Source organism: Corynebacterium dentalis (assembly GCF_900232865.1).
Lineage (GTDB): Bacteria > Actinomycetota > Actinomycetes > Mycobacteriales > Mycobacteriaceae > Corynebacterium > Corynebacterium dentalis.
The window spans coordinates 58,422-79,860 of the sequence record NZ_OCTS01000007.1 but is presented as its reverse complement, the minus strand read 5'-3'; the positions used below and the strand labels follow the sequence as shown (position 1 = coordinate 79,860).

Sequence of the window (21,439 nt, the reverse complement as noted above, 5' to 3'; positions counted from 1 at the left end):
TCAAGAATTGGCGCGGCTTCAGACGCCATAGTTGACGCCATGCCTCTTTAACGCGCGCGAGCCCCCTTAGACTCACGGGGAGGGAGACTGGGCAACCCCACTCTCCTTTGACCTCCAGGCAAAGCTCGTGAATTAAGAAGCCCCTCCCCTCGAGCGCGCGAAGCACTCAAGAGAAGGGGGGGCTCAGCTACTTCCAGCAGAGTTAGCGTTAGGCGGAAAGGTCTAGCTTGACCACACCGGATTCTCGAGTCACAACTGGCTTGAAACGGCCTTCCACACGGAAAGTGAGCTGGTTGCGAGAGAAGTCTTCTCCACTTGAGTTCCATGCCGCTTCGAGATTGCCGTCACTGTAGAGCTTGATGGACTCCTGCGAGATGAGGTAGCCCGCGCCGGTAGGTACTCGATGGGACACCACGGTCGGCACTGACCAGAGGGTACGTTCGATCTGATTCACTGGTGTGGCGCCGAAGATGAACTGTCCACTTCCTGATGTCTTGGATAGTTCGATTGACTGCCAATCGGATGGTGACAACACGAATGCGGCGGGGTTGAGTCCTGAGCTCTGGAGCTGGGTCAGTCCGCTTCGAGTGGTAGCGAAGACGTCGGTGTCGAAGGCCTGGGTCTTGGCTCCTCCTGCAGTTTCGAGCGCTTCAACGATCAGGCCTTCTACTCGCTCCATGACGCCTGCGGTCATTTCCGAGGCGAGGAAAGAGTTCAGCGCTGCAATGTCGCTGAGGAGATACTTGTCGATGCCCTTAGACAGGTGCGCCACGACTTGGAGTGCCGCGTCGACGCGCTCGAATCCGTAGTCCGAGGTTGGCTTAACTGCTCCTGTTTCAACAACATCTGCGTTGTTGGTGCGTGCAGTCTGTCGAAGGTAGGAGAACTGAGGGCTTGCCACTCGTTCGTGAGGGATGAGCTCCAAGATGGACAGTGCTGGCGCCTCAGACTTCTGGATTTCGATGGAAGTCATTGCAGGAACGAGGACGTCTCCTGAGGCGGGGATTGCCTTTTGGTTCCAGACGTCGTGTTCACCTCCTCGCATGGCTTTGACGGTGGCTTCGGCAACACGTTCGTGTCCGATGCGGGAGACGGGTAGTTGAGATTTGGTGTCCAAGGTATGGCCTTCCATATGAGATGCGCCCGCGCTTTTGGCACGGCGGATTTGATCGAATATCTTGTTTGCTTCTGCGTTCTTCTTCGCTGTGGAGATGAACTTTTGAGCGGCGCGGAGAGCGCGCTGCTCGGGCGACGTTAGGCGTCGATCATTGTTTGAAGCGGTTGTGGCAATGGTCTTGATGAGATCTTCAGCTTCCGGGATGAGGGACTTGTGGATCCCTCGTCGAGCTTCTTGAGCGGCCGTAAGGTCGCCACGCAACAACTCTGACCGGAATTTGGCGATTGCTTCAGCTTCAACCGTGCGTTGTGCCAGTTCGGACAGGGAGGTGTCTGGGTCGCTTCCTTCGAGAGCGGTAAGCAGTTCATGTCCGTCTACCGAGTCGAGCCGGGACGAGTCCGAAACGCTTTTTGTGCCATTGACTAGCGCTTGGGAATCTGCTGGGTTCAGTACAAGTGAGACCTCTTTGAGGTCAATCTTGTTGATCTTGTTGACTGGGGTTCCGTCGATCTCGCTGGGTTCTACTTCGGTTGCGTTGAACCCGATTGAAAGTCCCCGGATTCGTCCGGCCTTCACCAGCTTGTGAGCTTTCACACCGGATTCTGAGTCAGTGTCAATGACAGCGGAGATTTGGAGGCCTTGTTCATCTTCTTCCGCTTGTGTGATTTCTCCGATGTGGGATGTGATTGAGCGGTCGTGTTCGAAGAGCAGGGGCACTTTGGTGCCGTCCTGGAGATGCTTCTGGAGCGATTCTTTGAATGCTCCGGGGGCGATGGTGTCCCCGTATGCATCTATGTTGTTGAAGGTGCTGGCATATCCGGAGATCATGCCGTCTTGTGCTGGGTCTGTTTTGACCTTGAGGTCTGCCAGCTTGGTGGTTAGATCCATTGTGATCCTTAGGATTTTGAGGTTCTAGCGCATGCGAATTGCGCTCTTGTCGTTGTGCGGCTGTTAATGCGGCGGAGCTGATGCTCTACGCGGCTTTTTGCGGCGAACAAGCGGTCTAACACTTAACGGCTACGCATGCGGTTCCCTGAGGGAATGGCATGTCTTTAGCGGTTTGGTGGAACCTGAGTTCGATTATATCATGTCTCGTTTTCTATGAACTCACGGAGATTTTCTTAATTTTCTTTCGTTCCTTGCATGACGGAATGGGGCAGGCGTGGCAGTGGTGGTGGATGTAGGTGAGGCGGTCTTGGTATTCGGTATCGGTCTCGGTGGTGGTCTTCTCCAGATCGAACAGTGGGGCTTTGCCCGCGCATAGAGCGCCGTCGAAGCGTTGCGGACGGATGCGGGCGATGAGGCGGGTGACGTTATCGAGGGATAAGTCCCATTGGTCGCGGACTTGATGCGGCGAGGGCAAGGGTGGCTTGTGAGACGAGGCCATTAGGCGGCCTTCCTCTTGATGAACTTGCCGGGCGAAGACTCAGCAATCAGGCCTTCAGACTTCATGCGGTCGAGCTCGTCTGGAACATCAGCACCACTTCCTATGACCTCTCTGACCTGTCGCATGATCGCGCCCTGGCTGAGCGCGTGAGAGTCGCTGAGCGCTTCGAGAATCACCGAGCGACCGTCGGGAAGTCCGGAGCTATTGCGAGGGGCGTCTGTGTACACATTTCCATCACCATCGCCGGCCGCCTTAGTTGGTTCAGGCCATAATCCGTACTCTGCAGCTGGATCATTCGGGTCGCTATCGCCGTTGCCTTGCCCCGAAGATTCCCCCGAAGGTGCCGAAGATGCCCGTATATATGTGCGGGAACCTTCGGAATCTTCGGGCACCTTCGGGAATGGAATATCAATCGTCCACATCCATCCGGCACCCATTCCCGCCTTGGTCGTGGAGACGCCAAACTTCTTACGAGCCTTCTTCACTGCGTTGTCTGACAGTCCAGCAGCATTGGTGACTTTCAGGACATCCTTCGCTGGAGCGCTACCGCCTTGACTGATGAGGTAGTCCACAACAACCGCTTCAATCTCGCTTCGTTCGTCGAACTCTCCCTCCTGCTTTTGCTCTAGGAAGTCGCTAGCTTTGTCATCCGTGAATTCACCCCACTGGATCACGCCAACCTGAGTGAGCTCACCGTCATCAGTTTGAACCGGCGTGGAGGCAATAGACGCCTTGCGGTTCACAATCTTGCTCGCAAGGTTCGCCTTGGTGTTTGAGACCACCAATTCCCCTGCATCGTCCAATGCGACGGCAAGCACACTTCGCGCGATCTGAGACCATGCAATCGAACCCAAGAGCAGCTTTCCCGTGTCCTTGCCCTCTTGCTTACCGAAGTGAGCCAGCCCCACAATCGTGATGCCGTAACGATCAGCACACGACGCAAGCGGCTCGAGGAACTGCCGCACGTGGTCATCTTTATACCCATCGAGCTTCGGATCCATTGACGACTTCGCAGCGTCAAGAATGACGAACTTCACGCCCTTGGATGCCAACTCATAGAACAAGATTTCAGTATCCGACGGCAGGCGAAGATGACCTTCGGCGCCGGTTTCGGTCACAACGTCAATGAAGTAGACGTTGTTCAGATCAGCGCCGGCCGCCTGGAGCCGAGGCTTGACCGTGAACGCTCGAGAGTCTTCAGAGTTGAGATAGGCACACTTCATACCCTTCTTGCTGAACTCCGCGACCCATGAACAAGCGATCGTTGATTTGCCCAACCCTTCTCGCCCCGCCAAGAGGGTGAGCATGCCTGCAGGGATCCACTCGTCAATCAGCCACGAAACTTTCTCCGTCTTCACCTGTGTGGCTTGGATTAGTTTCACGCGACGGCGAGCAACGGTGTCTCCAACGGTGACAAAATCCTGAGGGGAATGGCCGGTGACGATATGGTCTGCCGCGTCTTTACCTTCAGCAGCACGAACAACAGAGATAGAAGCCGGTGGCTTGTCGAGCTTCTGGAGATGCATAGCGAGCTTCTGGGCACGCTTGATACCAGGGTCATCATTGTCTGCAACGATAGTCACATCTCGAGAGTCGAGAACAGACCAATCCGAAGTGTTCAGACGAGCATTCGCGCCACCGTGCTGAGAGACCGCGGGTAGAGACCAGGACGCATGAATCGCGTCGACATCTTTTTCTCCTTCGGTGATGAACACCATCCCGTCAAGGTTGAGTGATTCGACGCCGTAGAGTGCTCGGATCTTGTCCTTGCATCCCTTAGTGCACTTGCTTGGCGCTACACCGTGGGCACAGCATTGAGTGAACGTCTTCTGAGCAGAACGCACAACGGAAAAGCCATCGGAGTAGTTGTACGTGCGGCTGTAATTCTCGTCGTATAGATCCCCAACCGTGAGTCCGATGTGCTCGAGAAATTCAGTCACACTGGACTGTTGGTCAACGTTGTCATCGTTGAAGGAATAGATCAGCGTCTTTTGCTCGTGCGGAATGTAGGTCACTGAGGTACCGCGGTCTCTGTCCCCATGCCCTGGTGTTTGGATCTGGGCTTTGTGGGTATCAGAGACGCGAACTTCAAGACCTTCATGTTTCGCAGCGGTGATAATGCGATCGAATGAGGTGGCGGTAGCAGCCATGAATCAGCGGAACCTTAAGAGGATAGAAGGGTGGGCAGGGGGTCAGAAGAACCGGTGTGTGCCGGTGTGTTGGTAGTACTTGCTGCCGATCTTGTAGGTCAGGGCGGCTGCATTAGCCGCGGCCTGGCGCCGTTCAGCAGAGGTCAGGCAGGTATCGCAGACGAAGCCGACGAGGTGCCCGGCGTCGAATTGTTCATTCCACTGGTCGGCATTGCCCAGGCTCATTCGTCTTCCGCAGCGTGAGCAGTGACGGTTGTTGTTCATGGTGCGGTTGGCCTTCCATTCAGAGATGTGGCAGATGGCAAGTAGGACAAAGGGGAATGAGGCGATGGCGGCGCTGATGATGTCCAGGGCGTCGAAGCTCATTCGTCCTCCCCCTCTACGTCGGTGATGTTCGTGAGTTGGTCGAGCAGGTTGGTCGTATCGGCTCCGGTTTTGTGGGCGTCGACAATGTCGTACATGAGCTCTTCGCGGCGGATGGCTCGGTCGTTGGCGCGCTGCATACGCTCCTGCTGCTGCTTCCTGGCACGTGCCTGAGCGGACTGTTCTTCAACACAGTCGTGGCAGATCTGAAGGCCGGTGTTCTGCTGGATGGAACGGGCGGCGGCTGAGCGGCTGGCAACAAAGGTGATGGATTCGTCGATGGGTGCCGTAGAACCGCAATAGTGGCGGTGGTGGATGCCGGTGGACTTCCCCCGGTTGAAAAGGTGAAGGTGTCCCATTGGGCTGGTAGTCTCCTTGTTAGAGTTACTTGGTAGGTGCTCGTCTTGCTCGGTCGTTGGCGCAGCCGGGCTTTTTTCATTTGGGTTAGGCATTGGGGTTCTCCTTGTTGAAGTTGCGGGTGATGTCTTCGAAAGCCTTGTTTTCAACGAAGTCGTTGTAGCCGTCGAAAAACGCTTCTTGTACGGCCTCGGCTTTCTCAGTACCCATGTGGGCTTTGAGCAGATCAACGACAAGTCCGATGAACAGGGCTTGGTTGTCGATGGCGTCTCTGAGCTCGAGCAGTAGCTCGGTTTGGGCTTCGGAGGCCTTGGAGAACGCGGTGACGAGTTCTTCCAGGGTGGGCTTGGCAGTCATGGTTAGTCCTTGTCGTGGGCGGGCTGGGAGGTGGGTTCGAGCAGGTGATGGGCTTCGAGGGCGTGTGGGTCAACGTGTCGACTAAACGGCTTCATTCGTTACCTCCTTTTCGATAGAAGATGGTGGCGGCTTTGTCGTAGGCCTTGTCGAGATGGATGGAGAATTGCTCGAACTGCCTGAAAGTCATCCTGGTTGTCCCGATAACGACGTCAGCCCTATCTGTGACTGCGATGCGACCAAAACCGGGAATCTCTTCGAGGACGAGGGCGTTTTTCACCCGGTGATCCCCTCTTCCGAAGTTGAGGTTCGGAGATTGTTTTCTTCCCACTCGAGGACGTCCTCTACCCGGTAAAAAACTTTCCGTCCAACCTTGAAGAAGCGAGGAGCCTTTCCCGTATATCGGCGTTGCGCCCAGGACTGCCGATTCGTCCCCGGATATCGAGCGCATAGATCTTCGTCTGTCAGTACGCGAAGCATGAAACATTCCCTTCCTGTATGAGCGAGTGATGTCAGTAGTGACTCACTCACGTACAATCAGTACCAGCAATGATCGAGTCATGTCAACACGGAATCATTACTGATTCTTTTAGGTCAAAGGAGAACCGATCATGGATAATGAAGGAATGACGATAGGCGCCTTCGAATATGCAGCAAACTCGCAGGTCATAGGATTTTCGAGCGGATTTGAAGCAAGAATGCCTGTTCGCTTAGTAGTCCCCGATCAACCCCAGCCGGGATACAAGACCTTTCTGGAATACGACTACCTAGGCGGGAAAATAGGAGTGACCTCTGTATCGGTGCTTCGCGACAATCTAGGAACAGAAGAGGTCACAAGCGAACTACTCCGCGGAGTCCGGATCGCTGAACACACTCGGGACAACCTAGAGAGAATCGTCACTCGATTCGGAAAGCAAGCGTTACCAAACGACTCAGAAATCCTCACTCAGGCATCAATCGGCGCGAAAGATCCCCGGACACTGGCTCTAATCGAAACGCTTTACAAATTTGCCGAGCTAACACACCAGCGACCGGCAAAATTTATTCAGGAGAAAATGCAGTTGCCGCCAGCTACAGCAGGGCGTTGGATAAAGGCTTCCAAGCAAAAGCTCAATTGGGGATAGCCAATGGCAACGATTGAGCCCTACCAACTCAAGAATGGGGCGAAGCGCTACCGCGTCCGCTACCGCACCCCAGACCGCAAACAGACAGACAAGCGCGGCTTCACCACACTCAGAGACGCTAAAACCTTCGCTGCCACTGTCGAGGTAGACAAGCTCACCGGCTCCTACATCGCCCCCACCGCCGGAACAGTGACCATTGGAGACCTCGCAAAGCACTGGAAAGCATCACTCATCGACACATCCACGTCATGGCAAACACGGCAAGAATCCCTGTGGCGCGTCCACGTCGAACCACAGTGGGCACACTGGAGAGTCAACAAGATCACCACGGGCGAAATCCAGGCGTGGATCAACAAGCTAGCTTCACCAGATAAGGCACCTGCTCCCCTATCCCCTAAGAGCATCCGCCATATTGTCGGCGTCCTCGCCGGGATCCTGGACGTTGCCGTGACGAACCGGCACCTCATCACCAACCCAGCCAGAAGCTCCCTTAGGCTTCCGAGGGTCGTTGCAATTGAGAAAAACTATCTCACCAAAGATCAGGTGAAAGACCTCGTTGCAGAAGTGCCAGAGCAGTATCAGCCCGTGGTATGGTTCCTCGTCACGTCCGGCGCACGGTGGGGCGAAATGGCCGCGCTCCGGCCTAAAGACCTACTAGGCAACAATCGCGTGAGACTCGCGCGCTCGTATTCCAAGAACAACAACAGCGCGGTTCTGACAGACCTCAAAGGCCACGAGGCGCGCACCGTCGTCATTCCTCCTCAGGTGGAGGCCATGCTTCAGCAACAAGCACAGGGGCGCGGGTTGGACGATCTGCTGTGGGAAGCGCCGCGGCGCGGCGGTTCGCTAAGGCCACCAAAGTCCGGTCATTGGCTCAGCGAGGCGTGCGCGCGGTGCCACGCGAAGGACAACACCTTCCCCTCTAGGATGACGGCTCACGAGCTTCGGCATACTGCCGCCTCACTGATGATCTCATCCGGAGCGCATGTGAAGACGATCCAACGGCAACTAGGGCACAAAGACGCTGCGATGACACTCAACCAGTACGGGCACCTGTTCGACGATGACCTGGACTCCATTTCCGTAGCTATGGGTGCCGCGTTGTTCTAGGCCGATTGTGGGCAAAATGTGGGCACGTGCTGATTTCCACTCTTGCACTTACTCTAAGAAAAAGCCCCTCACCTGCATAAACAAGTGAGGGGGATAAGTGGAGCCGCCGGGAATTGAACCCGGGTCCTTCGCGACCTTGCCAGGGCTTCTCCGTGCGCAGTTCGCAGTTATCTCTACTCGGCCCTCCGGATCTTGCGAACCAGTCCGGATGATGAGCCCAGTTGCTCTAAGAAGTCCCGCACGGCCCGAGCAACCCGGCCGTGCAGCAAGTCTCTTTAGTCGATGCCGGTTGCTAGGTCAGAGACAAACCTAGGCCGACAGACACGCGGTCGCTGCTTAGGCAGCGAGGGCGTAGTCGCGCTGAGTGTTCTCGGCGCTTATAGGGTTGCGTCGACGCTCACGGTGGTCGATCGCCTTCACCGGCACGCTTCCCCTGGCTCAATGCACGAAGTCGAAACCAAATCGACCCCTTATGCAATCCCTGCTGTGGGAACGTGTTCATCCAGCAGGAAGGTTCAGGTTACTCTTTTTCTTTTTTTAACGCCACTTACCCCTCACCAGCGCATTCTTCCTGCACGCCGGCGGGCTGAGCCTGCGTTTCCATGTGGTGCATCCGAGCATGCATGGCTGTGGCGAGCCGCTGTCGTTCTGTTTTCAGCTTGGCTTCTCGGGACCTCTTGCCTCTGCGTACGGAGGAGATACCGAAGACGATGCCAAGAACAATGGGGACCCAGACTTTGGGATATTCGAGCGCCAATTCCACAATCCACGGCATGTCCCAGTGTGGGAGTTGCCAGTCCGGCCAAGGAATGCTCGGCACATTAATGTCCGGCCAGGGGATCTCGATGTGAGGCCAGTTGATGTGCGGCCAGGGGATGTTGATGTCCCAATCGGGGATGAACTGCGCGAGCCAGCGGATGATGGGCTCGATGATCTTTCCCAGTAGGGGCAGGGCAACCAGGGCAAAGATAGCCCATCCGGCCTTCCCCAGCCCCGCGAGCAGTGGATAGAACCAGCGCTTGAATGGGCTTTCTTCTATGGCTTGCAACCGCTTGGCACCGCGGGAGCCGGGTGGGGCATTCATCTCCAGGGTCACGCCACCGGCTTCGATGGTGGCCAGGCGCAGGAAGGAGTTCATTACTCCGGGTTCAAGCTTCAGATACGGTTTCGCCACGGCGAGCTCGCGATGGAATCCACGTGCTCCCACGGCACCCTTCTTGAAGCGCTTATTCCCGCGCTCGTCCTCTTCTTGAGAGAGGTCGAGCTTGACCTCCTTGAGCGAATCTTGGCGTGCGATGACCTGGTCATTAACTTTCACCAGGTAGGGGTGGTCCTCCATCGCCTCGCTCATCGTGAACAATATTTTCCCGATGATCGTGGGCTTCTCCGCGTTCTTCGCCTTGAGCTTCTCTAGGTCACTCGCCCGATCCGACGCGCTCACGTTTGACGATGCTGCTTCCGTCTCCTGTTCAACATCCGCCCCGTCATCGAAATCTTCGGCAAGCTTTCCCACCGTGCTCTGAGGAAAATCCGGATCCACTTCGCGCAGCTCAGCGAATGTGCCAACGAATACCTCGACCAAACCCACCTTGGCGTGCTGGGCACTCCAGCGCTCCATGAACCAGACCTCCCGCATCGCTGAAATTGAGCCACATGAAACTGCCACCGCGCAGACCGCGCGTCAGAATTGCACGCTAGCAGTAGTAGTGCAGCGGGGGAATGATCCCAAAGTCTGAATTCGGTAAAGCGTGCTTAAGCGTTAATGCCCTTGATGCGACGCCCCAGCTCGCGGGTCACTTCGCGCTCTTCCGTGCGACGCTTGATGTCCTGGCGCTTGTCGTAATCCTGCTTGCCTCGGGCAAGCGCCAGTTCCACCTTCAACTTGCCGTTGACGAAGTACAGCTGCAGCGGAACCAACGTGGAGTTGCCGTCGCGTACCTTACCCATAAGGGAATCGATCTCCCCGCGGTGCAGCAACAGCTTGCGGACTCGTCGCGGCGAGTGGTTGGTCCAGTGGCCCATGGTGTACTCCGGAATGTGCAAACCACGCAGCCAGACTTCACCTTCATCGATGGTGGCGTAGGCGTCGACCAAACTCGCCTTGCCCTCCCGCAGGGCCTTGACCTCAGTTCCCACTAGAACCACACCACACTCGAAGGTGTCGATGATGGAGTACTCGTGGCGTGCCTTGCGATTAGTGGCAACGACTAATGGGCCGGGTCCCTTACCGGAGCCGTCCTTGCCCTTATTCTTGGACTTTGCCTTCGATTTACCGGAATCAACCGGTGCTGCCTTTTTCGCCATGATTCAAGGAATCCTAGCATCTACCTGCGGGGGGATCGAAAATGCTCGTCACTGCGCGAACTGCACACAGCAGAACTAAGCGATGAAGAGCTCAGCGCTTAGTTCTTCACGTACCAACGTAAGGTCACCTGCGCAGTTACCGCGGCAACCAGAACGCCAACGATCACCATGAACGGTGCTGCCAGCCAGATATCGGCCGTGGTGATGCGAGCGATGAGGTTGGCGTCGTACAACGAACGCAGCGCGTTATCTGCCACCAGGAACTTGCCAGCGAACATGCCTCCCAAGGCCAGTAGCGCACCGATGACGGCGGCGACCACTGCCTCCAAAACGAACGGTGCCTGGGTGTACCAGCGCGAAGCGCCCACCATACGCATGATGGAGATCTCGTTGCGGCGGCTAAACGCGGTGATCTGGACCATGTTCACAATCAGGAACACGGCAGCCACGGCCTGGATCGCTGCCACCAGGAACGCGGCGTTACGGATCGCGTCCAGTTTGTTCGTCGCGGCGCGCAGGTCATCGCCCTGGTCCACCACGTTCAGCACACCCGGTGCATCACGGATGCCGTCGATTGCCTCGTCTTCGGTGGGATCTTCCAAGTGCACGTGCAACGCGGCCGGGAAGGCATCCTTGCTGGTCTGCTCCACCAAGCGCGGGTCAGAATCCCTGAAAAGATCCACGAAGCGGTCATAGGACTGCTGCTTGTTGCGGTAGTTCACGGACTTGACCGTGTCATCAGACTGCAGCTTATTCAGCAGCTCTGCACACTTTGGCGAGGAGCAATCCTGGTCTTGCGCAGAGATGGAATCATCCAGCTGCACCATGACCTCGATCCGGTCGATGTAGATGTCCTTGGTGCGCTCGGTCATCTGCGTGAGCAGCAGGCCGGTGGTCAGCAGCGCCAGGGAAATTGCAGTGGTGATGATCATCGCGATGGTCATCGTGGCGTTCCGACGCAAACCTGTGAAGGCTTCACGGATAACAAAATTTGATCGCATATCTAACGCCCCACTCCGTACAGGCCGCGCGCATCGTCGCGGATGACTCGACCCTTAGACAGCTCAATGACACGCTTACGCATGGAGTCCACGGCGACGTTATCGTGCGTGGACATCACCACGGTGGTGCCGTTTTGGTTGATGCGGTTGAGCAGGAGCATGATCTCCGAGCTCGTGTCCGGATCCAGGTTGCCGGTGGGCTCATCGGCCAACAGCACCAGCGGGCGGTTCACGGAGGCGCGGGCGATGGCCACGCGCTGCTGTTCACCACCGGACAGCTCGTGCGGGAAGCGGCGCTCCTTGCCTTCCAGACCCACGGTCTTGAGCGCTTCCGGCACTAGGCGCTCGATCTCTGAGCGCTTCTTGCCGATCACCTCGAGGGCGAAGGCGACATTATCGAAGACGTTCTTCTTGGGCAGCAGGCGGAAATCTTGAAAGACGTACCCGATGCGCTGCCGCAGCTTGGGCACCTCGCGTCCGCGCAGCTTGTTGACATGAAAGTCAGCCACGTGAAGATCTCCGGAATCTAGTGATTCTTCGCGGAGCATCAGTTGCAGAAACGTGGACTTACCGGAACCGGACGGGCCGATGAGAAAGACGAACTCTCCCTTATCGATATCTACGGAGACACCGTCCAGCGCCGGACGAGTGGACGTCCGATAGCTCTTGGATACTTTGTCGAATGTGATCACAACCCGTCAGTGTAGCCACAATAGTGTGACTATTGTAACCAATGTGACTCACGTTGCACTTGGTGCATTTCGCGATCAGTGCACATAAATGCATTCCGGTGTGGTTCAATGAGCCACATCACATGACGCCTCGAGGAACTACAGGACACGAACAGACATGAGTAGCTCGGCATCTACAGATCCAGACACCGCCACCGGCATGGCGTCGAAAAAACACGCAGCCAACAACAAGGCCAAGAGCAAGACCCCCAAAAAGGCCGGCCAGAATAACCAGGAAAACGCATCCGGTTTCCTGGGCTTCGTTGAAAAGTTGGGCAACAAGCTGCCGGATCCCTTCTGGCTGTTCGTGATCATTGGCGGACTCGTAGCCGTGACCTCGTGGATCGGCACCCTGTTCAACATGCAGGCCACCGACCCAGCCACGGGCGACCCGATCCTGGTGAAGTCCCTGCTTTCCACCGAGGGCATCAGCATGATGGTCGGCGATGCAGTGGAGAACTTCGTAACGTTCCCCGCATTGGGCCTGATCATCGTGGTCATGCTGGGTGTGGCCGTGGCCGAACAAACCGGCCTCATCAGCGCGGTGATCCGCGCCATGGTGGCCAAGGTCGGCCCGCGTACCCTCACGTTCGCCGTCGCCCTCGCAGGTGTAACAGGTTCTGTTGCCTCCGACGCCGTGTACGTGATTCTCATCCCGCTTGGAGCCATGTCTTTCCGCGCGATGGGACGCTCGCCCATCGTGGGAGCCATGGTGGCTTTTGCCGCATCCTCGGCAGGCTTCAACTCTTCGCTGGTGCTCAACATCACTGATGTTCTCCTGGCAGGAATCTCCTCCACGGCGGCGGGCATCGTTGAGCCGGACTACGAGGTTTCCCCGCTGGCCAATTACTTCTTCGTCTTCTTCTCCGCGATCGTGCTAGCCCTGATCATCACCGCGGTCACCGAGCTATACATGAACAAGAAGGCTCACGAGCTGGTCAACCACGATGAGATCAACTACGAAGAGCTCAGCTTTGACCGTGCGGCCGGCGCGAACAACTCCGAAGACGATGACCTGTTCGACACGGCAGAGAACAGTTCCGACGGCGCGGAATCTGACAAGCAACAATCCAAGGAACAGAGCGACGAAGAGCTCGAAGAGAGCCTGAAGCTTAGCCCCCGCGAGGTTAAGGCGCTGGTATGGACGGGCATTGCATCCATCGTCATGCTCGCAGCCTACTTCGCGCTACTGTTCTTCAGTGGCTCCCCTCTGCAGGGACCAGGTGGCGAGGTCATGGAATCGCCACTGATCAAGGACGTAGCCGTACCGATCACCCTGGCATTCTTCTTCCTTGGACTGGTCTACGGCGTAATTGCCGGAACCATCAATTCCCCAGGCGATATTCCGGAGTTCATGGCTCGAGGACTAAAGACCTTGCTGCCAATGATGGTCTTGTTCTTCGCAGTTTCCCAGTTCCTCGCATGGTTCCAGTGGTCCAACCTGGGCAACTGGACTGCGATCCGCGGCGCCGAGCTGCTGCAGCGCTGGGACCTCCCACCACTGGTGATGTTCGGCGCCTTTGTTCTGCTGGTGGCCGTGGTGAACCTGTTCATCACCTCCGGTTCGGCACAGTGGGCGCTGATGGCACCCGTGGTGGTGCCGATGTTCATGTACGTCAACGTGTCCCCAGAAGTCACCCAGATGCTGTTCCGCATCGGCGATTCGCCGTCCAACATCATCACTCCGATGAGCCCGTACTTTGCTCTGGCGTTGACGTTCTTGCAGCGCTACTACAGCAAGTCCGGCATCGGCACACTAATGTCACTGGCCATTCCTTACTCCGTGGCCATGCTCGTGGGTTGGTTCCTGTTCTTCTGCCTGTGGTGGTTCACCGGCCTACCGTTGGGTCCAGGAACGCCGATGGATTACACGCTGCCGCAGTAGACAGGCATCGAATCTATTGGCCGCATGGCGGAAAACGCACATTCTAGCGGCTTAGCCTTGAAGGAATTTGCAGAAAATGTAAAACTTTCTGCCCGGATCTCAGGTGATATGTAGGCTGGCCACATATGCCACGCTGCCACTTTGGCAGACACAGCCCACCACCCACCAGGAGCGCTAGATGAGCAATGCACCCCGCACCGCACGCTGTGCGCGGGGTGCATTGCTGTCTCCAGATGCTGGCACCATTAACCCCCTCCCGCACCACTCGGCCTACTGGCCAATAACCATCGACATCGCGGGTGCTCACCACTTCGTTCGCCTCGACGGTGACCGCCCGCCCGTCGGCTAACGCAGCTCACTAACCACTCTTCGGGTTCACTCACCCGTACTTCACCAACAAAACAATCCGCATTGAGCACTCCCCTGCGACCCAGCGGAGCTTTCTCAAGCACCGAAAAAGAATGTGAGGACAGACCTTGTCTGCTTCAGAGAACAATTCACACACGGTTGCCACCGACCGTTCCGTGCCTACCGAAACGTTGGATCCACACACTGACCGCCTCTCGAAGGATGTCGAAGCGTCCGTAGGTGCGGCGATTCGTCGCGCTGAAAAGTGGCTGGAGGTGGAGGAAACTTCCAAGTCCACCCAGCAGCTGGCAGACATGGTTCACGATCCGAACGGCGTGGAGTTCACCTTCGCATTCGTCGACCGCGTGGCTCGCCCAGAAGACGACAAGGTCGCAGCACACGAGTTCGCCAAGATCGCCAGCCCACTGAACAAGAAGTCAGAGACCCCAGGCTTCATGGGTCTACTGGATACTTTCCTCGTCTCGGCCGGTTCCATCGCCGCTCCCCTGCTGCCCAACGTCGTCATGCCCATCGCCCGCACCTACCTCCGACAAACAGTGGGTCACTTGGTGCTCGATGCCGAATCTCAGGCGCTCGACGACATGCTGGACAAGGCCAAGGAAGATGGCTTCACCCTTAACCTGAACCTGCTGGGCGAGGCCGTGCTGGGCGAGGCCGAGGCGCAGAGTCGCCTCGATGACATTCTGGATCTACTGAAGAACCCCAAGGTGGACTACGTCTCCGTCAAGGCGTCCGCCGTGGTCTCTCAGCTCAACCACTGGGATATCGATGGCTCCACCGAGCGCCTGAAGGATCGCCTGCGCCCGCTGTACCGCCAAGCGCTGAACCGCAACCCGCACCCCTTCATCAACATGGACATGGAGGAGTACAAGGATCTCGAGCTCACGCTGAAGCTGTTCACCGAACTGCTGGGCGAGGAAGAATTCCTCGAGCTGGAGGCCGGCATCGTGTTACAGGCTTACCTGCCAGACACCTTGGGTGCCCTGCAGCACTTGGCCGAGTTCGCCAAGGAGCGCGTTGCTCGCGGTGGCGCGCCCATCAAGGTCCGCCTGGTCAAGGGCGCCAACCTGTCCATGGAGCGCGTGGACGCAGAGGTGCACGACTGGCCGCAGGCTCCTTACCTCACCAAGGCCGAGGTGGATGCCAACTACGTCCGCCTCATGGACTGGGTGTTGCGCCCCGAGCATGCAGATAGCCTGCGCATCGGTGTGGCCAGCCACAACCTCTACGACGTGGGGTTGGCTCACGAACTGTCTGTCGCTCGCGGTGTGGAATCACAACTAGACATCGAAATGCTCCAGGGCATGGCTCCCGCGCAGGCTGCTGCCGTGCGCGAGGTCACCGGCCAGGTCATCCTGTACACCCCCGTGGTGAAGAAGGAGAATTTCGACGTGGCCGTGAGCTACCTGGTCCGCCGACTCGAGGAGAACGGCGCCAAGCAGAACTTCCTCTACGCCCTGTTCAGCGACGATAGTTCTGATTCGGATACACCGGGCATGTCCCCCATGGAGTCCCAGGAAATGCGTTTCCGCAATTCCGTGCGCGACCGTTGGGATACGTTTGCAGGTCGGCGTCGGCAACAAAACCGCCTTGAGGAAGAAGAACAGAAACTCGGCTGCCGTAGCGGGGCCACCGAAGGCAACTTCGTCAACGAGCCGGACACCGACCCAACGTTGCCGGCCAACCGCGCGTGGGCGCGCCAGATCGTGGACCCCTCCTCCGACCCCGGCGAGCCAACGTCTCGTTTGGTCACCGATCCTTCGGAGATCGACGCCATAGTCGAGCGGACCAAGCAAGCCGGCGAATCCTGGTCTCAGAAGACCGGGCACGAACGCGCTGAACTACTGGACAAGGTGGGAGACGCCCTGGCCAACAACCGTTCCCGCCTGATCTCGGCGGCCGTATTCGAGGCCGGTAAGACCATCGCCGAGACTGATCCCGAGGTCAGCGAGGCCATCGACTTCGCACGCTACTACGCCGAGTGCGCCCGCGAATTGGATCGTCAGCGCAGCAGCATGTTCACGCCATACAAGACCGTGGTTGTGACCCCACCGTGGAACTTCCCCATCGCTATTCCCGTGGGCGGTTGCCTGGCTGCACTGGCAGCAGGCGGCTGTGTGATCCTTAAGCCTGCACCTGAGGTGCTGCGCATCGCTGAGGTCTTCGTGGATGTCATGCGCGAAGCGGGAGTCACCGAAGATCAGTTGCAGCTGGTCAACGCGGACGAGGCAGATGCAGGCCAGCGCCTGATCAGCCACCCTGAGGTGGAATCCGTGATCCTCACCGGCGCTTCCGAAACCGCGAAGTTGTTCCGCGGATGGAAGCCAGAGATGGTCATCAACGCAGAGACCTCCGGCAAGAACGCCATCATCGTGACCCCGGCGGCGGATCCTGACTTGGCCGTGGCGGACATTTACAAGTCCGCGTACGGTCACGCGGGCCAGAAGTGCTCCGCGGCATCATTGATCATCACCGTGGGTTCCATCGGAGAGTCCAAGCGCTTCGTCGGCCAGCTGGTGGACGCTGTGAAGTCCATCAAGGTGGGACCGGGCTACGACATATCCACCTGGATGAACGGCGTGATCGCCGAGCCAGGTGAAAAACTGATGCGCGGACTTACCAAGCTGGAAAAGGGCGAAAAGTGGCTGGTCAAGCCGGAAAAGCTCAACGATGAAGGCACCCTGTGGTCCCCTGGCCTGCGCGATAACGTCAAGCCCGGCAGCTGGTTCCACACCCACGAGTGCTTCGGCCCTGTGGCTGGCATCATGCACGCCGAAACCCTGGAACAAGCCATTGAGTGGCAGAACTCCACGGGCTTCGGCCTAACCGGCGGCATCCACACCATCGACGTGGACGAGACCGCCCTATGGCGCGAGAAGGTCGAGGTGGGCAACGCATACGTGGAGCGCGGCATCACCGGCGCTATCGTTCGCCGCCAGTCCTTCGGCGGTTGGAAGAACTCCAGCATCGGCAATGGTGCCAAGGCTGGCGGTCCAAACTACGTCTCCCAGCAGGGTCGATGGACCGAGGGCGATCTCAATCAGCTGGTCTCCGCATCACTGCCTACCCACATCACGCAGATGCTCCGGGAGATCTTGGGCTTGGGCTCCCCTGCGCTGTCCAGGGCAGATCACGCATGGCTACGCCAGGCGGCGGAATCCGATGCTTACGCCATGCAGACCGAGTTCGGCGTGGAACATGATAAGACGGCGCTGATCGTGGAATCCAACGTGTTCCGCTACAAGCCATTGCTGGAGCCACTCCGTGTTCGAGTGCACGCCGATGCCAACCCTCGCGACATCCTGCGCTTGCGCTTGGGTGCCGCGGCCACCGGCACGGACCTGGACATTTCCGCTGATCACGACGTGTCCACCGATTTCGGCGAGCTGGGACAGAGCATGCGCATCATCAGCGATTCCGACTTCGCTGAAGAGATTTCTACCGCCCAGTCCGTCCGCGTGCGAGTGGTGGGCTCGGCACCGGACGAGCTCTACGAAGCCGCCGCTGATTCCGGCAGCGTGATCCTGGATCAGGACATTCTGGCTGAAGGACGCCGTGAGTTGCTGCCCATGCTCCTCGAGCAGGCGGTCTCCACCACCGAGCACCGCTTCGGCTACATCCACGGCCTAACCCCTTAAGGTTCGCACAATTTAGGCCGCGAAAAGGCCCTCGGTAAGGCACAACGCGTGTCTTACCGAGGGCCTTTGTGCGCGCTAGCTGGATCGCCTGCCAACTCGCTCGTCCAATGCTGACAGAGACCGCAGTCGCTTAGCCTTCCTTGGAAACCTAGACGTTGAAACCCCCAGTCGATGCCGAAACTGTCCTTGGGGGCCAAGAGTTCAAAAACTTCGTAACGCTTATGCTCGCTTAAGCTTCAACGACTCTACTAAAATTCCGTTCCGCCAAATTTGCTAAACGCTTTCGTCGGCGAATGGGTAGTCCGTGTAGCCCACTTCCCCACCGCCATAGAAGGTCTCCGCGTTCGGTTCATTAAGCTCCAGGCCGTCCTTCCATCGGCGCACCAAATCCGGGTTGGCGATTAGCTGACGACCCACGGATACGGCATCGGCGCGGCCGCTGTCCATCAGCTTCTCCGCCCCATCCAAGTCCGTAATTGTGCCAAAGCCAGTGTTCAATAGAGTCTTGGTAGTTCCGTTGGAGCGGATAGCTTCCACCATCTTCCCGATTAGCTCACCGCTCGTCGAATCCTTGTGCAGAACAGAGACATATGCGAGGTTCAGCTTAGCCAGGTTATTCAGCAGAGCTAGGTAAGTCTCTCGCGTGACCTCAGGATCCGTCTCCAGCACGCCTTGCACGTTGTGCTCGGGAGAAAATCGCACGCCCACTCGGTCTGCGCCAATCTCCTCGGCAACAGCGCGAATCACCATTTCCGGCAGCTTAATTCGATTGTCAACGCTGCCACCAAACTCGTCCGTGCGGTGGTTGGAACCAGGCGAGAGGAACTCGTGCAACAAGTAACCGTTGGCTCCGTGGATTTCCACACCATCAATGCCAGCATCCACCGCGCGGCGTGCAGCGGCCCGGAACTCTTCGACGATACGAGGGATCTCTTCCGTCTCCAACGCACGTGGAACTGGCGCTTCGGCCTTCCCTTCGAAAGTGTGCACAGCCGACCCACTAGCCAGCGCGCTGGGAGCCTCTGGCTGCTTGCCTCCCAGCAAGTCAGGATGGGACATCCGACCACCATGCATAATCTGCATGAAAATCAGACCGTTGTTGTGGTGCACCTGCTCGGCAACCCTCTGCCAGCCATCCTGCTGCTCTTGAGTTTCGATTCCTGCTTGGCCAGGGAATGCGCGAGAACTCACCGCAGGAAACGTACCCTCGGTGACGACCAAACCTGCAGAAGCTCTCTGTGAGTAGTACTCCACGTGCAAATCGTTGGGAATCCCGGACCGCCCGGCGCGCTGACGCGTCAGCGCAGCCATGGTCACGCGGTTATGCAGCTGATAACGGCCAAGTTCCAACGGCTGAAATAGCGCGGCTGACGATTGAGACATAGTTCCTCCTGCAGTGAAATAAGTTTTCTTGAGGTCCGGTACAGGACCACGTGCAAGGTTCAAGGCACCAGGCACGCAGATTATTCCGCGCAGCAACAAAAGCTACCACGACCAGCTAGGATCCCTGCTGCTCCGCCATCCGCCAGCGGATACCAGCCTCGAGGAAACCGTCCAGATCGCCATCGAGCACCTTAGATGGGTCGTTGACCTCAAAGTTCGTCCGCAAATCCTTGACCATCTGGTACGGGTGCAGCACGTAAGAACGCATTTGATTACCCCAAGAGTTGGAGCCGTCGCCCTTAAGCGCGTCCATCTCCGCACGCTCCTCCAGACGCTTACGCTCCAGCAGCTTGGCCTGCAGAACGCGCATAGCAGAGGCCTTGTTTTGAATCTGCGACTTCTCGTTCTGGCACGTCACCACGATGCCGGTGGGAGTGTGCGTCAGGCGCACCGCGGAATCGGTGGTGTTCACGGACTGTCCACCCGGGCCAGAAGATCGGTACACATCCACGCGGATATCGTTTTCATCGATGTCAATGTGGTCCGTCTGCTCCACCACGGGGAGGACTTCAACTTCTGCGAATGAAGTTTGGCGTCGACCTTGGTTGTCGAACGGACTGATACGGACCAGACGGTGTGTGCCCTGCTCCACCGACAACGTCCCGTACATGTACTCGTCATGCACCACCAAGGTTGCGGACTTGATGCCGGCTTCCTCGGCATAGGAAACGTCATACAGATCCACCTTGTGACCTGCCTTTTCCGCCCACCGCGTGTACATGCGCAGCAACATCTCGGCAAAGTCTGCCGCGTCCACACCACCCGCAGCGGAGCGAATGTTGACCACTGCCTCGCGCTGGTCGTACTCGCCGGAGAGCATGGTGGTGACCTCGAGCGACTCGATTTCCTTGCGCAGCTCGCCACGCTCCTCATCAGCCAGGGCGATGGCCTCCTTGGCCTCCTCCGGCGAATCCGCGGACTCTTCCTCCGCCATGTCATACATCACCGGTAGATCTTCCAAGCGCTGGCGCAGCCCACGGACACGTTTGAGCTGGGCCTGCACGCGCGAGAGTTCGCTGGTCACGGTCTGCGCATAATCCGGGTCGTTCCACAGCGAGGGGTCTGCAGCCTGGTCCTCCAGCTCGCGCGCTCTATCCGCGAGGTCTTCGAGGTTCAGCACCTTCTCGATGGTGGTGAGGGTGCCGTCCAGTTCCTTCAGATCTGCAGTAACTTCCGGTTGCATAATGCGCAAGTCTACCTGCCAGCATGCACAATAGAATGCATGGCTCAACAATCCTCAACCTCTTCCCAGACTTCACCGAACTCCCCAATCCCCGAGGAGATGCTGGACGCGATCATCAAGACGTTCATCGTGGCCCACGTGGATGACGCGGACGAGCACCTCGCGCAGGCGCTGGTGTACAACGCAGGGCGACTGGCGTGGAGAATGCGCGAGTCCGGCCTCACTACGGAGCAAAAGACCAGCGTGTCTGACGTGGTTACTGCGGCTGATCATGCTGCGGAGAAGTTCATCAGTCAGGCCCTCACCGTGATTCGGCCTCGCGACGGCCTTCTCGGCGAAGAGGGAACCCGCAAACCTTCTGCGTCTGGACGGACCTGGGTGGTGGATCCGGTGGACGGCACGTACAACTTCTCTACTGGTTCGGACTACTGGTGCAGCGCGCTGGCTCTGGTGGAGGGCGAGCCGGAGGATCCGACCCGCGTGATCTTCGGCGCGGTGCACCGTCCGGCCATGGGCCAGACGTGGTTTGGGGGTCCAAACATTGCGACCACGGAGGATGGCAAGCCCGTGACGATCTCTGCGGTAACGCCGGAGGAAACCTGCTTGGCCACCTACCTGCACCCCACGGACCTGAAGCGCGAGGATGTCACCGCGGCGTGGACGGGCGTGACTCAGCAATTCGCTACGGTCCGCATGCTGGGCAGCGCCTCGGTGGACATGGCTGGGGTGGCTTCGGGTCGGCACGGCTGCTGGATGCAACGCAGCGTCGCCTCTTGGGATTGGCTGCCGGGCCGAGCGCTGATCGAGGGGGCCGGTGGCGCGTCTGTGCGAGTGGAGTCCGGCGGCACGCAGTGGTCCATTGCGGGTGCGAAGGACTGTGTGGAAGCGGTTCGTGCGAGCCTCACATAGGTAACATTTTTCAC

At 58.0% G+C, this 21,439-nt stretch carries 19 protein-coding genes and 1 other RNA gene; 6 read left to right on the top strand and 14 right to left on the bottom strand.

Annotation, left to right across the window (positions count from 1 at the left end):
* Positions 1–208: 208 nt before the first annotated feature.
* The 7 genes from CS919_RS08880 to CS919_RS08850 all read right to left on the bottom strand — a co-directional run bounded on the left by CS919_RS08880 (position 209) and on the right by CS919_RS08850 (position 6,059).
* Positions 209–2,005, bottom strand: coding sequence for an HK97 family phage prohead protease (locus tag CS919_RS08880; protein WP_099299134.1), 1,797 nt, complete (start codon positions 2,003–2,005; stop codon positions 209–211).
* 211 nt (positions 2,006–2,216) lie between these two features.
* Positions 2,217–2,504 (bottom strand): hypothetical protein, encoded by a 288-nt coding sequence (locus CS919_RS08875; RefSeq protein WP_099299133.1) that lies wholly within the window; start codon positions 2,502–2,504, stop codon positions 2,217–2,219.
* Positions 2,504–4,654: an AAA family ATPase gene (locus CS919_RS08870; protein ID WP_099299132.1), complete on the bottom strand. Its 2,151-nt coding sequence runs from the start codon at positions 4,652–4,654 to the stop codon at positions 2,504–2,506. The genes CS919_RS08875 and CS919_RS08870 overlap by 1 nt, the downstream gene beginning before the upstream one ends.
* A 42-nt stretch (positions 4,655–4,696) precedes the next feature.
* A complete protein-coding gene (locus CS919_RS08865) occupies positions 4,697–5,020 on the bottom strand; it encodes a hypothetical protein (RefSeq protein WP_099299131.1) in 324 nt (107 codons plus the stop codon).
* The gene (locus CS919_RS08860) at positions 5,017–5,469 is read right to left on the bottom strand and encodes a hypothetical protein (RefSeq protein ID WP_143341783.1); all 453 of its coding nucleotides are present in this window, start codon (positions 5,467–5,469) and stop codon (positions 5,017–5,019) included. The genes CS919_RS08865 and CS919_RS08860 overlap by 4 nt, the downstream gene beginning before the upstream one ends.
* Positions 5,462–5,731: a hypothetical protein gene (locus CS919_RS08855; RefSeq protein WP_099299129.1), complete on the bottom strand. Its 270-nt coding sequence runs from the start codon at positions 5,729–5,731 to the stop codon at positions 5,462–5,464. Before CS919_RS08855 ends, CS919_RS08860 begins: the two co-directional genes overlap by 8 nt.
* A 91-nt stretch (positions 5,732–5,822) precedes the next feature.
* Complete coding sequence (locus tag CS919_RS08850; protein ID WP_143341782.1) at positions 5,823–6,059, bottom strand: hypothetical protein; 237 nt, start codon at positions 6,057–6,059, stop codon at positions 5,823–5,825.
* A gap of 280 nt (positions 6,060–6,339) precedes the next feature.
* Between CS919_RS08850 and CS919_RS08845 the strand changes: the two genes are divergently transcribed.
* Entirely contained in the window at positions 6,340–6,852 is a 513-nt protein-coding gene (locus CS919_RS08845; RefSeq protein WP_099299127.1) for a hypothetical protein, read from the top strand.
* 3 nt (positions 6,853–6,855) lie between these two features.
* Positions 6,856–7,962: a tyrosine-type recombinase/integrase gene (locus CS919_RS08840; protein WP_099299126.1), complete on the top strand. Its 1,107-nt coding sequence runs from the start codon at positions 6,856–6,858 to the stop codon at positions 7,960–7,962.
* 95 nt (positions 7,963–8,057) lie between these two features.
* Here the strand turns inward: CS919_RS08840 and ssrA are convergent.
* From ssrA to ftsE, 5 genes are all read right to left on the bottom strand, one after another.
* Positions 8,058–8,432, bottom strand: a transfer-messenger RNA (tmRNA) gene (gene ssrA / locus CS919_RS08835).
* A gap of 77 nt (positions 8,433–8,509) precedes the next feature.
* Complete coding sequence (locus tag CS919_RS08830) at positions 8,510–9,580, bottom strand: hypothetical protein (protein WP_143341781.1); 1,071 nt, start codon at positions 9,578–9,580, stop codon at positions 8,510–8,512.
* Between the two features lie 134 nt (positions 9,581–9,714).
* Positions 9,715–10,266, bottom strand: coding sequence for an SsrA-binding protein SmpB (smpB, locus tag CS919_RS08825; protein ID WP_099299124.1), 552 nt, complete (start codon positions 10,264–10,266; stop codon positions 9,715–9,717).
* A gap of 98 nt (positions 10,267–10,364) precedes the next feature.
* Positions 10,365–11,267: a permease-like cell division protein FtsX gene (gene ftsX / locus CS919_RS08820; protein ID WP_099299123.1), complete on the bottom strand. Its 903-nt coding sequence runs from the start codon at positions 11,265–11,267 to the stop codon at positions 10,365–10,367.
* A gap of 2 nt (positions 11,268–11,269) precedes the next feature.
* On the bottom strand, positions 11,270–11,959 hold the full coding sequence (ftsE, locus tag CS919_RS08815; RefSeq protein WP_099299122.1) for a cell division ATP-binding protein FtsE: 690 nt from the start codon (positions 11,957–11,959) through the stop codon (positions 11,270–11,272).
* Positions 11,960–12,116: 157 nt separating this feature from the next.
* Here ftsE and CS919_RS08810 point away from each other — a divergent pair, with 157 nt between their 5' ends.
* From CS919_RS08810 to CS919_RS08805, 3 genes are all read left to right on the top strand, one after another.
* Positions 12,117–13,883, top strand: coding sequence for an AbgT family transporter (locus CS919_RS08810; RefSeq protein WP_228073200.1), 1,767 nt, complete (start codon positions 12,117–12,119; stop codon positions 13,881–13,883).
* A 178-nt stretch (positions 13,884–14,061) separates the two neighbouring features.
* Complete coding sequence (locus tag CS919_RS10730) at positions 14,062–14,232, top strand: hypothetical protein (protein WP_159460971.1); 171 nt, start codon at positions 14,062–14,064, stop codon at positions 14,230–14,232.
* A gap of 175 nt (positions 14,233–14,407) precedes the next feature.
* On the top strand, positions 14,408–17,890 hold the full coding sequence (locus tag CS919_RS08805) for a proline dehydrogenase family protein (RefSeq protein WP_370737760.1): 3,483 nt from the start codon (positions 14,408–14,410) through the stop codon (positions 17,888–17,890).
* A 273-nt stretch (positions 17,891–18,163) separates the two neighbouring features.
* Here CS919_RS08805 and CS919_RS08800 read toward each other — a convergent pair whose 3' ends face one another.
* Together CS919_RS08800 and prfB are read right to left on the bottom strand one after the other, a co-directional pair.
* Complete coding sequence (locus CS919_RS08800; protein WP_099299120.1) at positions 18,164–19,273, bottom strand: alkene reductase; 1,110 nt, start codon at positions 19,271–19,273, stop codon at positions 18,164–18,166.
* Positions 19,274–19,388: 115 nt separating this feature from the next.
* The gene (prfB, locus tag CS919_RS08795; RefSeq protein WP_099299119.1) at positions 19,389–20,516 is read right to left on the bottom strand and encodes a peptide chain release factor 2; all 1,128 of its coding nucleotides are present in this window, start codon (positions 20,514–20,516) and stop codon (positions 19,389–19,391) included.
* Positions 20,517–20,555: 39 nt separating this feature from the next.
* Here prfB and CS919_RS08790 point away from each other — a divergent pair, with 39 nt between their 5' ends.
* On the top strand, positions 20,556–21,425 hold the full coding sequence (locus tag CS919_RS08790) for an inositol monophosphatase family protein (protein ID WP_228073201.1): 870 nt from the start codon (positions 20,556–20,558) through the stop codon (positions 21,423–21,425).
* The last annotated feature ends 14 nt before the right edge of the window (positions 21,426–21,439 follow it).